Annotated in this window: 12 protein-coding genes and 1 other RNA gene; 7 read left to right on the top strand and 6 right to left on the bottom strand. The window is 64.4% G+C overall.

Annotated elements, in window-relative coordinates; all coding sequences use genetic code 11:
* Window positions 1-73: 73 nt before the first annotated feature.
* Window positions 74-1171: a cyclase family protein gene (locus NLM25_RS06185; RefSeq protein ID WP_254136414.1), complete on the bottom strand. Its 1098-nt coding sequence runs from the start codon at window positions 1169-1171 to the stop codon at window positions 74-76.
* Between the two features lie 120 nt (window positions 1172-1291).
* Between NLM25_RS06185 and NLM25_RS06180 the strand changes: the two genes are divergently transcribed.
* Window positions 1292-2359 carry a GTP-binding protein gene (locus tag NLM25_RS06180; protein ID WP_254136413.1) on the top strand — a complete coding sequence of 356 codons (1068 nt, stop codon included), beginning with the start codon at window positions 1292-1294 and terminating at the stop codon, window positions 2357-2359.
* Window positions 2360-2500: 141 nt separating this feature from the next.
* Here NLM25_RS06180 and NLM25_RS06175 read toward each other — a convergent pair whose 3' ends face one another.
* The 5 genes from NLM25_RS06175 to NLM25_RS06155 all read right to left on the bottom strand — a co-directional run bounded on the left by NLM25_RS06175 (window position 2501) and on the right by NLM25_RS06155 (window position 5250).
* Window positions 2501-3325, bottom strand: coding sequence for a TIGR00282 family metallophosphoesterase (locus NLM25_RS06175; protein WP_254136412.1), 825 nt, complete (start codon window positions 3323-3325; stop codon window positions 2501-2503).
* Window positions 3303-3899 carry a 5-formyltetrahydrofolate cyclo-ligase gene (locus tag NLM25_RS06170; protein ID WP_254136411.1) on the bottom strand — a complete coding sequence of 199 codons (597 nt, stop codon included), beginning with the start codon at window positions 3897-3899 and terminating at the stop codon, window positions 3303-3305. The genes NLM25_RS06175 and NLM25_RS06170 overlap by 23 nt, the downstream gene beginning before the upstream one ends.
* 213 nt (window positions 3900-4112) lie before the next feature.
* A non-coding RNA gene (gene ssrS / locus NLM25_RS06165) (6S RNA) lies at window positions 4113-4273 on the bottom strand.
* Window positions 4274-4549: 276 nt separating this feature from the next.
* Window positions 4550-4933: a cell division protein ZapA gene (locus NLM25_RS06160; RefSeq protein WP_254116077.1), complete on the bottom strand. Its 384-nt coding sequence runs from the start codon at window positions 4931-4933 to the stop codon at window positions 4550-4552.
* Window positions 4930-5250 (bottom strand): DUF4164 domain-containing protein, encoded by a 321-nt coding sequence (locus NLM25_RS06155; protein WP_063694167.1) that lies wholly within the window; start codon window positions 5248-5250, stop codon window positions 4930-4932. The genes NLM25_RS06160 and NLM25_RS06155 overlap by 4 nt, the downstream gene beginning before the upstream one ends.
* On the opposite strand from NLM25_RS06155, the gene NLM25_RS06150 reads away from it, so the two are divergent.
* From NLM25_RS06150 to NLM25_RS06125, 6 genes are all read left to right on the top strand, one after another.
* Entirely contained in the window at window positions 5171-5365 is a 195-nt protein-coding gene (locus NLM25_RS06150; protein ID WP_254141368.1) for a hypothetical protein, read from the top strand. The genes NLM25_RS06155 and NLM25_RS06150 overlap by 80 nt on opposite strands.
* 182 nt (window positions 5366-5547) lie before the next feature.
* Window positions 5548-7533, top strand: a complete 1986-nt coding sequence (gene tkt / locus NLM25_RS06145; RefSeq protein ID WP_254136410.1) for a transketolase — start codon at window positions 5548-5550, stop codon at window positions 7531-7533.
* A 170-nt stretch (window positions 7534-7703) separates the two neighbouring features.
* Window positions 7704-8711, top strand: a complete 1008-nt coding sequence (gene gap, locus NLM25_RS06140; RefSeq protein ID WP_254116074.1) for a type I glyceraldehyde-3-phosphate dehydrogenase — start codon at window positions 7704-7706, stop codon at window positions 8709-8711.
* Between the two features lie 180 nt (window positions 8712-8891).
* Window positions 8892-10088, top strand: coding sequence for a phosphoglycerate kinase (locus tag NLM25_RS06135; RefSeq protein ID WP_254141118.1), 1197 nt, complete (start codon window positions 8892-8894; stop codon window positions 10086-10088).
* A 57-nt stretch (window positions 10089-10145) separates the two neighbouring features.
* Window positions 10146-11213 carry a class II fructose-bisphosphate aldolase gene (fba, locus tag NLM25_RS06130; protein WP_254116072.1) on the top strand — a complete coding sequence of 356 codons (1068 nt, stop codon included), beginning with the start codon at window positions 10146-10148 and terminating at the stop codon, window positions 11211-11213.
* Window positions 11214-11539: 326 nt separating this feature from the next.
* A complete protein-coding gene (locus NLM25_RS06125; RefSeq protein WP_254136409.1) occupies window positions 11540-12565 on the top strand; it encodes a class I fructose-bisphosphate aldolase in 1026 nt (341 codons plus the stop codon).
* Window positions 12566-12568: the final 3 nt, after the last annotated feature.

Genomic DNA, 12568 nt, shown 5'->3' with positions numbered 1-12568 from the left:
GAATGCCGCTCGAAGAATTCAGCCCAACCAAAACTTCGGCGCGGGCTTCTCCCACCCGCGCCGACGCATCCCCTCACGTAATCGCGATCGGGCAGCCGTTGCTTCCCGTAGCGCCCTTGATCGGGGCCGGGGTGAAACTATAGACGAACTGGTATTTCTTGTCGGCGATCAGCTCGTCGAAGATCAGGTTCTCGTGGTTGTGGATGCCGTTCTTGGTTTGCAGCTCGGCGTGGACCACGAAGGCGAGCGTCTTGTCGGGATTGGGCACCACCTCGACGGCCCAGGTGTCGGCCCCCGTGAGCGCGAGATCCTTCTCGACGATCCATTTGGCAGCGTCGAGGCCGATGCCCGGCTCTCCGCTGTTGAAGCGATCATTGTTCTTCATCCAGAGCGAGCCCCAGCCGGTGTGGAACATGATCGCGTCGCCGGGCTTGATGTCGCTCTCGGGGATGTTCTGCTTCGCCAGCCCCGCCTTGATGTCGGCTGAGGAGATCTCCTGCCCCGCATCCATCATGCCGCCCTTGAGGGCGACCATGTCGATCAGATGCGCGCGGGTGAAGATCGGCTTGAGCTTCTCGATGCCGAGCTTCTTCAGGCCGTAGGCGTCGCTGATCTCGGCCGCTGTGAAGCCGTTGTAGAATCGCATCTCGCTCTTGTCGCCCTCCTTGCCCATCTGGATGCCGATGTGACCAAGACCGTCGAACTGCGTGCCGGTCTGGCCGATCTCGGTCGCAAGAAACTCGTCGTGATACACGAGCTTGTTGTCGCCGAACGGGCCGCCGGTCGGGCTGCCGGGAATGCGCAGCGCGAACACACGCGCGCCGAACAGCGGCATCGCGGCCTCGTAGACGCGACCGATCTTGTAGATCTTGCCGTCCTTGATCCATTTCGCCGCGTCGAGGACCTTCGCCGGGGTCATGTGGTTGGATGCGCCGGACTCGTCATCCTTGCCCCATTTCGAGGGCCACCATGGCTTGTCGACGTTCTTGGGCATGGAGGTGGCAGTCTGCGCCTGGGCCTGGCTGATCGGCGCGAGCGAGAACTTGCCGTGCATCGAGCCGGCGAGCGCCGCGCCAGCGACGCCGGCGATGCCCGCGGTGCGGAGCAAGGTCCGGCGGTCGGTCGTGGCGCCGCTGGCATCTTGATCTACGTCGTTGATCTCATTAGACATTGCACCCTCCCTGGTTGTGGTCAGAACAAGATCTGACTCTAAAATTGTTTCGGGTACCCTCCTCCTCCGCTACGCTGTTGTCCAGCGACAAAATTAAGACTGATGGCGCGAGAGCTTCCCATGAGCCTTTTCGAAAGTGACAAATCCGCGCAGCGACTTCCGGTCTCGCTGATCACCGGCTTTCTCGGCAGCGGCAAGACGACATTGCTCAATCGCCTGCTGCGCCACGACGGCATGAAGGACAGCGCCGTCATCATCAACGAGTATGGCGAGGTCAGTCTCGATCATCTTCTGGTCGAGCGCGTCGACGGCGAGGTCGCCGTGCTCGCAAGCGGTTGCATCTGCTGCACCATCCGCAGCGATCTGGAGCAGACGCTGCGAGATCTCCTGGTGAAGCGGGACCGCGGCGAGATTCCGCCGTTCCGCCGTATCCTGGTCGAGACCACCGGTCTCGCCGACCCCGCGCCGATCGTGCAGCTGCTGCTCAACAACCCACTCGTCTCGCACTTCCTGCGGCTCGACACGGTCGTGACCACGGTCGATGCGGTCAACGCGCCGCATCAGCTCGATCGGCAATATGAGGCGGTGAAGCAGGTGGCGTTGGCCGACCGGCTGTTGATCACCAAGAGCGATCTGGTCGAGAGCATCGCGGCGCTGGAGCTGCGCCTGCGGCGGCTCAATCCCGGCGCCAGAATCGAAAGCGTCAGTCACGGCGAGATCGATCCTGCGCAGCTATTCGGCGCCGGCCTGATCGATCCCGAATTGAAAAGGATAGACGTTGAGCGCTGGCTCAACGAGCGGGCCTTCGCGGAATCACATGCGCACGCCGGTCATTCGCATCACGATCATCACGCGCACCATGACCATGGCCATCATGATCACGATGCGTCGATCGCCAGCTTCGTGCTGGCGTTCGACGAGCCGCTCGACTGGATGGCCGTGACGCACTGGCTTGCGTATCTGCGCAACGCGCGCGGTGAGGACTTGCTGCGCGTGAAGGGAATTCTCAATCTCCATGGCGAGCCGACGCCGATCGTGATCCACGGCGTTCACCACGTCTTCCATCCGCCGGTGGCGCTGGCTGCCTGGCCCGACAGCGATCGCCGCTCACGCATCGTGTTCATCACACGCGGCATCGCGCGTGCGGACGTGCTCGAGCTCTGGCAGGCGGTCCGCGCGGCGGCGTGAGGAATGTCCCTCCGCGACCGCGGTATCGTAGGGTGGGCAAAGCGAAGCGTGCCCACCACCTTTAACGATCGAGAAAGATCGTGGGCACGGCGCAAGTGCGCCTTTGCCCACCCTACGATTCCGAAGGTGAGGCGCGGCCGCTCAGCTCAACCAGAACTTCGGCGTAGCCGGCTCCAGCCTTCCGCCGACGCGCACGGGCGCAATCTTCAGTGCGAGCCCTGTCGCGTCATCCGTCTCCACGGCAACGCCGCTCAACGTCGCAACACCCGCCGCCGGCTCGAAGCGGCCCGACGGAATTCCCGACGTGAACCTGCGCAGCGGCTCTTCCTTCTGCATGCCGATGATGGAGTCGTAATCGCCGGTCATGCCGGCATCGGTCATGTAGGCGGTGCCGCCGGTGAGGATCTGGTGGTCTGCGGTCGGCACATGGGTGTGCGTGCCGACGACGAGACTGGCGCGGCCGTCGCAGAAGAAGCCGATGCCTTGCTTCTCGCTGGTCGCCTCGCAATGGAAATCGACGACGATGGCGTCGGCGGCAACGCCGAGCGGACAGGCGCCGAGCTCGCGCTCCAGCGCCGCAAAGGGATCGTCGAACGGGGTCATGAAGACGCGGCCGAGCGCGTTGACGACGAGCGCATGCTTGCCGTTCTTGGTCTCGACCAGCGCGGCGCCGCGGCCGGGCGTGCCGCGCGGATAATTCGCGGGCCGCACTAGGCGCTCGGCGCGCTCGATGAACACCAGGGCTTCACGCTGGTCCCAGGAGTGATTGCCGAGCGTCACCGCGTCGGCCCCGGCATCGATAAACTCCTGATAGATCGCTTCCGTGATGCCGAAGCCGCCGGCGGAATTCTCGCCGTTGACGACGACGAGATCGAGCGACCAGTCCTTGACCATGCCGGGCAGATATTCGGCGATGGCGTTGCGGCCACTACGGCCGACGACATCACCCACGAAGAGAATGCGCAACTTCAGAACTCCGGAAATCGAACACGTCCGATTCCGTTAGCACATAATCCAGCGCCACGTCGTGGGATAGTGCCGGAACCGCCTTGATTTCCTGCGCTGCAAAAGCGAGCCCGATGCCGACGATCTGCTTGGCCTTGCGCAGATGAGCGAAGGTGTGGTCGTAATGTCCCGCGCCATAGCCGATGCGATGGCCGAGACGATCAAAGGCCGCGAGCGGCGTCAGCATGATGTCCGGAATGACTTCGCTTGCTGCCGGCGACGGCTCGGGAATGCCGAGCGGGCCGAGCATCAGGCGGTCGTTCGGGTGGAAGATGCGAAAGATCAGCGACTGGCCGCGCGCGGTGACGCAGGGCAGCGCCAGCCTTGCGCCCTCCTCGGCGAGCTTCTTCATCAGCGGCAGCGGATCGATCTCGCTGCGGATCGGGGAATAGCCGGAGACAATGCTGCCGGGCACGAGATCGAACGGCAGCCCGCGCTTGGCGAGCTTCGTTGCGGCGGCGGTGCGCTTCTTCTCGCTGAGCGCGTCGCGCGCCGCGAGGGCTTTGGCACGGAGCTCGGCTTTCGAATTCGACATGCGCTTTGGTCCCCCACGTCACCACCCGTCTTGTGCGCCCTTGCGCACTGGGGCGGGTGATCCAGTATTCCAGAGGCGGTGGTGATTCACACAAAGGCCGCGGCGTACTGGATGCCCCGGTCCTCCGTGCGCAATTGCGCACTCGGCGGGGCATGACATCTACTGAACAGGCCGCAGTCATTTCGACAGGCACGAACCAGAAGGAAGAAACAGTGCGAAGCCGCGGACGCCGTTGAAGCACTCGATCCCGGAGTTCCCTACGAAAGTAGGTGGGCACCATATGTCCGAGCCCACGGGCCCGGCCAGGGACAGTTCCCTAAAGGATCGATAAGGCCCCGGGGATATATGGCTCCTGACGCACGTCGCAGCCTCGCCGGGGCAATCTAACAACGATACTGACGAATCGCCAGTGGCGCGAAGCTCTTATGCGGCCATCCTTCGAGACGCCCGCTTTGCGGGCTCCTCAGGATGAGGACTGAGTGCTTAGCAGCAATTTTTACGGGCAAAGCTGCCGATCAGCCTCATCCCGAGGAGACCGCGGAGCGGTCGTCTCGAAGGACGAGGCGCTCGCTCAGGCCCCGCCAAGCTCGTACGCGATAGCTTCCCCCGCGAGCGGGGGAGCGAGCGCACCGCCCGCGTGGCAGCAGTCCCTACCCGATCGCGATGCCGTTGCCGACGGTCCGGTTCAGGACCTGGGTCGACTTCTCGATGCGCTCGGCCGCGGCGTTCAGGGCGTTCACCACCGCGGTCTGGGTCAGCCGGGCGCGCTCGACGGCGGCATTGCGGAAATCCCGCAGCTCGGTCAACTCCTGCTCCATGGTGCGGACGCGGTTGCCGACATCGACCAGCTCGTCGCAGACGGTCAGCGCCGCCATCACGGTGAGGCGCGCATCGCCGATCTCGCCGAATTTTCCGCGCAGCGACTGGATCCGCGTCTCCAGGCTTTCGGCGAGCTTCAGCAGCCGCACCTCCTGGCCCTCCTCGCAGGCCATGCGGTATTGCCGGCCGTTGATGGTGACGTTGATGTGGCTCATCCGTCCTCTCCGGTATCGAGCACCGAGCGTATCGTGACGATCGCAGAATCCAGCCGATCGGAGATCTCGCGATTGGTGCGCTCGAGCTTGCGCGCCTTCACCAACGCGCCGTCGAGCTCGTCGGCGAGCCGCGAACGATCCGCGCCCAGCGCCTGGATTCGCGCCGCGAGTTCGTTCTCGTCGCGGTCGGCGTCGCGCCGCCGCTCCACCGCGCTTTCGAGCGAGTCGAGCGCCGCCATGAGTCTGCGGGTCGCGATCTCGATCTCGACGGCGGATGACTCCGTCATGGCAGAGCTGTTGGACACGCGATCGTTCATGCAGTCAGCGGCGGAACCTGTGGCCTACCCAGTGGCCTTTACCCTGGAGCTTGCCGTCCGGCAAAAGACTCGGTTCGGCAAGCGGTTAGAAGCAGAAATTTACGTGGCAAGCTAGCGAAGCGCAACGCCGCCGCGAAACTATGCACTGCTAAGCAACTTTTACGGCCAAACCGACGTTTGATTGCCTTGGACTCCCGGAACCGAGGTGCTATCCCAGCCCGACCTTTCCGTGGCCGCCAGGCTCCCCGCGCGGCCCGCACCACCCGCCAAGCGCCTCATTTCAGACGGATTTCAGACATGACGCAAGTCGACCACACCCGTATGGCCAACGCGATCCGTGGCCTCTCGATGGACGCTGTCGAGAAGGCGAAATCGGGCCATCCCGGCCTGCCGATGGGCGCCGCCGACATCGCCACGGTGCTGTTCACGCAATTCCTGAAATACGATGCTGCCGCAATTGATTGGCCGGACCGCGACCGCTTCGTGCTCTCGGCCGGTCACGGCTCGATGCTGCTCTATTCGCTGCTGTACCTGACCGGCAATGCCGGCATGACGCTGGACCAGATCAAGCAGTTCCGGCAGCTCGGCGGCTTGACCCCGGGCCATCCCGAGAACTTCCACACCAAGGGCATCGAGACCACCACCGGCCCGCTCGGCCAGGGCATCTCGACCGCGGTCGGCATGGCGCTCGCCGAGAAGATGCTCGCCGCCGAGTTCGGCAAGAAGATCGTCGATCACCACACCTATGTGCTCGCCTCCGACGGCGACCTGATGGAAGGCGTGTCGCAGGAAGCGATCGCGATGGCTGGGCACTGGAAGCTCGGCAAGCTGATCGTGCTCTATGACGACAACGGCATCTCGATCGACGGACCGACCTCGATTGCGGATTCGGTCGACCAGGTGAAGCGCTTCAAGTCCGCCGGCTGGGCCGCCGAGAAGATCGACGGCCACGACCAGGCCGCGATCGCCGCTGCGATCACCCGCGCGCAAAAGTCCAACAAGCCGACGCTGATCGCCTGCCGCACCACCATCGGCTTCGGCGCGCCGCATAAGGCCGGCACCGCGAAGGCGCATGGCGAGGCGCTCGGCGCCGACGAGCTCAAGGCCGCCAAGGAAAATCTCGGCATCTCGCTCGAGCCGTTCTCGGTGCCGGACGACGTGCTGAAGGCCTGGCGCGAAGCCGGCAGCCGCGGCGCGGCGGCACGACAGGAATGGGAGGGCCGGCTCGGCGAGCTCGGCAGCCGCAAGCGTGCCGAGTTCGAGCGCCGTCTGCGTCATGAGCGTCCCGCTTCGCTCGCCAAGGCGGTGCGTGCGTACAAGAAGGAGCTGCTGGAAAAGCCGATGACCGCGGCCACCCGCAAATCCTCGGAAGCCGTGATCGAAGTCATCGCCGGCGCGATGCCGATGGAATTCCTCGCAGGCTCCGCCGACCTCACCGGCTCCAACAACAACAAGGCGAAGTCGGCGACCGCGTTCTCGGCCAAGACGCCGAAGGGCCGCTTCATCCATTACGGCATCCGCGAGCACGGCATGGCGGCTGCGATGAACGGCATCTTCCTGCACGGCGGCTTCGCACCGAACGGCGCGACCTTCCTGGTGTTCACCGATTATGCGCGTCCCGCGATGCGCCTTGCCGCGCTGATGGGCGCCGGCGTCGTCTACGTGATGACGCACGATTCCATCGGCCTCGGCGAGGACGGCCCGACCCACCAGCCGGTCGAGCATCTCGCGGCACTTCGCGCCATTCCGAACATGCGCGTGTTCCGTCCCTGCGATGCCATCGAGGTCGCCGAGTGCTGGGAGCTCGCGCTCAACCGCATCGACGGCCCGACGGTGCTGGCCCTGACGCGGCAGAACCTGCCGCAGCTCCGCACCAATGCGCCGAACGACAATCCCTGCGCGGCCGGCGCCTACGAGCTGGTCGCAGCCCAGGGCGAAGCCAGGGCGACGCTGTTCGCTTCCGGTTCCGAGGTCGAGATCGCGGTTGCCGCCCAGAAGCAGCTCGCCGAGCGCGGCATCGCGTCACGGGTGGTCTCGGTGCCCTCGCTCGAGCTTTTGTTAGCGCAACCAGAAGCCAAGCGTGCCGAGATCATCGGCAACGCGCCGGTGAAGGTCGCGATCGAAGCCGCGGTGCGCTGGGGCTGGGACGCCGTGATCGGCCAGGATGGCGAATTCGTCGGCATGCATTCGTTCGGTGCGAGCGCGCCGGCGAAGGATCTTTACAAGCATTTCGGCATTACCGCCGAGGCTGCGGTTAACGCCGTGCTGAAGCGCGTTAGCTGAGAGTTGAGCTTGCCAAAAAAAAGGACTACGTAATCTCTCATATGATCAAGCACCGCCCGGCCGAACCGGGCGTCCGCCCCTAAAAAACCCTCGCAAGCGCGTAGAGCGCGTTGTGCGGGAAGATTAGGCGTTATCGATCACGTCATTGAACGGTCATAAGGAGATGAAACATGGCAGTCCGCGTCGGAATTAACGGTTTTGGCCGCATCGGCCGCAACGTGCTGCGTGCTATCGCCGAGTCCGGCCGCAAGGACATCGAGGTCGTCGGCATCAACGATCTCGGCCCGGTCGAGACCAACGCCCATCTCCTCCGCTTCGACAGCGTCCATGGCCGCTTCCCCGGCACCGTCACCGTCGACGGCGACTCGATCAACCTCGGCGGCGGCAAGATCAAGGTGACCGCCGAGCGCGATCCCTCGAAGCTGCCCTGGAAGGATCTCGGCGTCGACATCGCGCTGGAATGCACCGGCATCTTCACCTCGAAGGACAAGGCCTCCGCGCACCTGACCGCCGGCGCCAAGCGCGTTCTGGTTTCCGCGCCCGCCGACGGCGCCGACGCCACCATCGTCTACGGCGTCAACCACGAGACCCTGACCAAGGATCATCTGGTCGTCTCCAACGGCTCCTGCACCACCAACTGCCTTGCGCCGGTTGCCAAGGTGCTGAACGACCTGGTCGGCATCGAGACCGGCTTCATGACCACGATCCACGCCTATACCGGCGACCAGCCGACGCTCGACACCATGCACAAGGATCTCTACCGCGGCCGCGCGGCTGCGATGTCGATGATCCCGACCTCGACCGGTGCCGCCAAGGCGATCGGCCTCGTGCTGCCCGAGCTGAAAGGCAAGCTCGACGGCGTCGCGATCCGCGTGCCGACCCCGAACGTCTCGGTCGTCGACCTCAAGATCGTCGCCAAGCGCGCCACCGACGCCAAGGAAATCAACGCCGCGATGAAGCGCGCCAGTGAGCAGCAGCTCAAGGGCATCCTCGGCTACACCACTGCGCCGAACGTCTCGATCGACTTCAACCACGATCCGCACTCCTCGACCTTCCACGAGGACCAGACCAAGGTGCAGAACGGCACGCTGGTGCGCGTGATGTCCTGGTACGACAACGAGTGGGGCTTCTCGAACCGCATGGCGGACACCGCCGTCGCGATCGCGAAGGTGATCTAAGGAGGCCACGTGCTTCCTCACTGGATCGGCATCCCTGGCGTCATACTGTTGATCGCGTTGATCGCGTACGGATTTCGCCAGGGCCATAAAGTGAGATCACCGAAAGACGGTGGCGGAAGCGGCGATCATGGCCATTACCCGCCTTCCGAGTCCGATACTCCGACGCACGGATGATGAATGATGTCCGCTAAATTCCGCACCCTCGACGACGTCGACGTGAAGGGCAAGCGCGTGCTGCTGCGCGTCGATCTCAACGTGCCCATGGAGAACGGGCGCGTCAGCGACGCCACCCGGCTCGAGCGCGTCGCGCCGACCATCACCGAAATCTCGGACAAGGGCGGCAAGGTCATCCTGCTCGCGCATTTCGGCCGGCCAAAGGGACGCGACCCCAAGGAGTCGCTCAAGCCGGTTGCCGAAGCTTTGTCGAAGGTCGTGAACAAGCCCGTCGCCTTCGCCGACGACTGCGTCGGCGAGCCCGCGGCCACGGCCGTGGCGGCGCTGAAGGATGGCGACATCCTGTGCCTGGAAAATACCCGCTTCCACAAGGAAGAGGAAAAGAACGATCCCGCCTTCGTCGCGGAATTGGCGAAGCTCGGCGACATCTGGGTCAATGACGCCTTCTCGGCCGCGCACCGCGCCCATGCCACGACCGAAGGCCTCGGCCACAAGCTGCCGGCCTATGCCGGCCGCACCATGCAGGCCGAGCTCGTCGCGCTGGAGAAGGCGCTGGGTTCGCCGACCAAGCCCGTCATCGCGATCATCGGCGGCGCAAAGGTCTCGACCAAGATCGACCTGCTCGAAAACCTCGTCAACAAGGTCGATGCGCTGGTGATCGGCGGCGGCATGGCCAACACCTTCCTGCACGCCCAGGGCGTCGCGGTCGGCAAGTCGCTGGCCGAGAAGGATCTCGCCGCCACCGCGCTGCGCATCATGGAAAAGGCGGAAGCCGCCAATTGCGCGATCATCCTGCCCGTCGACGCCACGGTCGCCTATCACTTCGCCGCCAATGCGCCCTCGCATGCCTACGGGCTCGATGCGATCCCGGCCGACGGCATGATCCTCGATGTCGGTCCGCAGTCGATCGCGCGGGTCCATGCCGCCATCGATGACGCAGCCACCCTGGTCTGGAACGGACCGCTCGGCGCTTTCGAGATGCAGCCGTTCGACCGCGGCACGGTCGCGGCCGCCAAGCACGCCGCCGAGCGCACCAAGGCCAAGAAACTGATCTCGATCGCGGGCGGCGGCGACACCGTTGCGGCCCTCAACCAGGCCCATGTGGCCGGTCAGTTCACCTATGTTTCGACCGCCGGTGGCGCATTTCTTGAATGGATGGAAGGCAAGCCCCTGCCCGGCGTCGAAGTTCTGCGCACCAAGTAATTAGTCGGCAAGAAGAGAAGCAAGCGGCCCTGCAGGCCCAAACGGAGAAAAAGACACATGGCTCGGATCACGTTGCGTCAATTGCTCGACCATGCGGCTGAGAACGATTACGGCGTACCGGCCTTCAACATCAACAACATGGAGCAGGCGCTGGCGATCATGGACGCGGCCAACACGGTCGACGCCCCCGTCATCATCCAGGCCTCGCGCGGTGCGCGCTCCTACGCCAACGACATCATGCTCAAGCACATGATGGACGCGGTCACCGAGATTTATCCGCACATTCCGGTCTGCGTGCATCTCGACCACGGCAACGAGGCCGCGACCTGCATGACCGCGATCCAGGCCGGCTTCACCTCGGTGATGATGGACGGCTCGCTCAAGGCCGACGGCAAGAGCCCGGCCGACTGGAACTACAATGTCGGCGTCACCAAGACCGTGACCGACATGGCCCATCTCGGCGGCATCTCGGTCGAGGGTGAACTCGGCGTGCTCGGCTCGCTCGAGACCGGCATGGGCGACAAGGAAGACGGCCACGGCGCCGAAGGCAAGCTGAGCCACGACCAGCTCCTGACCAATCCGGACGAGGCCGTGAAGTTCGTCCAGGAGACCAAGGTCGACGCGCTCGCGATCGCGATGGGCACTTCTCACGGTGCCTACAAATTCACCCGCAAGCCTGACGGCGACATCCTCGCCATGAAGGTGATCGAGGAAATCCACCGCAAGCTGCCGAACACGCATCTGGTGATGCACGGCTCCTCGTCGGTGCCGCAGGACCTCCAGGACATCATCAACGAGTTCGGCGGCAAGATGAAGCCGACCTGGGGCGTGCCGGTCGCCGAGATCCAGCGCGGCATCAAGAACGGCGTGCGCAAGATCAACATCGACACCGACAACCGCATGGCCATGACCGGCCAGATCCGCAAGGTGTTCAAGGAGCACCCGGAAGAGTTCGACCCGCGCAAGTACCTGAAGCCCGCGATGGAAGCGATGACCAAGCTGTGCAAGCAGCGGCTCCAGGAGTTCAACACCGCCGGCCAGGCCTCCAAGATCAAGAAGGTCCTGACCACCGCCGAGATGGCCAAGCGCTACGCCAAGGGCGAGCTGGATCCGAAGGTCGCGTGATCTATCCCTCCCTCTCCCCGTTCTTGCGGGGAGAGGGTCGGGGTGAGGGGCTCTCTCCGCGCGTTGTGCCCTATCGATAGACCTGTACCCCCTCACCCGGTCGCTTCGCGCATGGCCGAAGCTCCGCTTCGGCGTTCTTAAAGACGGCCACCAAGGGCGGCCTATGCCTCTCCCCGCAAGCGGGGCGAGGTGAAGGGTCGCCCAGCCAGCCATTTACCCGACGACCTCCCGCCCCCTTTACCCTGCGACGAACGTTAACTCGGCAATTGCCCGAGAACCGTCTATTTTCACAGGCAAGGGCAGAATCGTTTTGGGAGGACCTCTCGATGAATCTGACTGAGCTCAACAGAATCGCGACCGCCATGGTCGTATCAGGCAAGGGCATCCTTGCCGCCGACGAATCCTCCGGCACCATCAAGAAGCGATTTGACGCGATCGGCGTGGAATCGACCGAAGACAACCGCCGCGACTATCGCGAGATGCTGTTCCGGTCCAAGGAGGCCATGAGCCAGTGCATCTCCGGCGTGATCCTCTATGACGAGACGATCTGGCAGGATGCCAAAGACGGCACGCCGCTGGTCAAGCTGATCGAACAGAGCGGCGCCATTCCCGGCATCAAGGTCGACGAAGGCACGCAAGCCCTGCCGATGTGCCCGGGCGAGCTCGTCACCGTCGGGCTCGACAAGCTCGCCGAGCGGTTGAAGAAATATTACGAGCGCGGCGCGCGCTTCGCCAAATGGCGCGCGGTGATCGATATCGGCAGCGGCATCCCCTCGATGACCGCGATCAGCGTCAACGCCCACGCGCTGGCGCGCTATGCAGCACTGTGCCAGGCCGCGCAGATCGTGCCGATCGTCGAGCCGGAAGTGCTGATGGACGGCGATCACGACATCGACCGCTGCTATGAGGTGACGACCCGCGTGCTCAACAAGACGTTCCAGGAACTGCGCGTGCAGCGCGTCGCGCTCGAAGGCATGGTGCTGAAGCCGAACATGGCGATCTCTGGCAAGAAGTGCGCGAAGCAGGCGCCCGTCGAGGAAGTCGCGGAGAAGACCCTGCGGCTCCTGAAGGCGTGCGTGCCGGCGGCGGTGCCCGGCATCGCCTTCCTCTCCGGCGGCCAGTCGGACGAGGAGGCAACCGCGCATCTCAACGCCATGCACAAGCTCGGGCCGCTGCCCTGGGGCCTGACCTTCTCCTACGGCCGCGCGCTGCAGGCCGCACCGCAGAAGGCCTGGTCCGGCAAGCCCGAGAATGTCGCGGCCGGCCAAAGCGCATTCAGCCATCGCGCCCGGATGAATGGTCTGGCGTCCAAGGGCGAATGGCAAAGCAGCCTGGAAAAGAAGGCAGCCTAGATC

The organism is Bradyrhizobium sp. CCGB01 (genome assembly GCF_024199795.1).
Classification (GTDB): Bacteria; Pseudomonadota; Alphaproteobacteria; order Rhizobiales; family Xanthobacteraceae; genus Bradyrhizobium.
Note: the sequence above shows the minus strand (reverse complement) of the source record. Positions and strands in the feature narration are given on the sequence as shown.

What these genes read in the sequence shown, in the direction of transcription:
- NLM25_RS06185 (WP_254136414.1), bottom strand. Translation starts at nt 1,171, where the DNA reads ATGTCTAATGAGATCAACGACGTAGATCAAGATGCCAGCGGCGCCACG.
- NLM25_RS06180 (WP_254136413.1), top strand. Translation starts at nt 1,292, where the DNA reads ATGAGCCTTTTCGAAAGTGACAAATCCGCGCAGCGACTTCCGGTCTCG.
- NLM25_RS06170 (WP_254136411.1), bottom strand. Translation starts at nt 3,899, where the DNA reads ATGTCGAATTCGAAAGCCGAGCTCCGTGCCAAAGCCCTCGCGGCGCGC.
- NLM25_RS06160 (WP_254116077.1), bottom strand. Translation starts at nt 4,933, where the DNA reads ATGAGCCACATCAACGTCACCATCAACGGCCGGCAATACCGCATGGCC.
- NLM25_RS06150 (WP_254141368.1), top strand. Translation starts at nt 5,171, where the DNA reads ATGAGTCTGCGGGTCGCGATCTCGATCTCGACGGCGGATGACTCCGTC.
- NLM25_RS06155 (WP_063694167.1), bottom strand. Translation starts at nt 5,250, where the DNA reads ATGAACGATCGCGTGTCCAACAGCTCTGCCATGACGGAGTCATCCGCC.
- tkt (WP_254136410.1), top strand. Translation starts at nt 5,548, where the DNA reads ATGACGCAAGTCGACCACACCCGTATGGCCAACGCGATCCGTGGCCTC.
- gap (WP_254116074.1), top strand. Translation starts at nt 7,704, where the DNA reads ATGGCAGTCCGCGTCGGAATTAACGGTTTTGGCCGCATCGGCCGCAAC.
- NLM25_RS06135 (WP_254141118.1), top strand. Translation starts at nt 8,892, where the DNA reads ATGTCCGCTAAATTCCGCACCCTCGACGACGTCGACGTGAAGGGCAAG.
- fba (WP_254116072.1), top strand. Translation starts at nt 10,146, where the DNA reads ATGGCTCGGATCACGTTGCGTCAATTGCTCGACCATGCGGCTGAGAAC.
- NLM25_RS06125 (WP_254136409.1), top strand. Translation starts at nt 11,540, where the DNA reads ATGAATCTGACTGAGCTCAACAGAATCGCGACCGCCATGGTCGTATCA.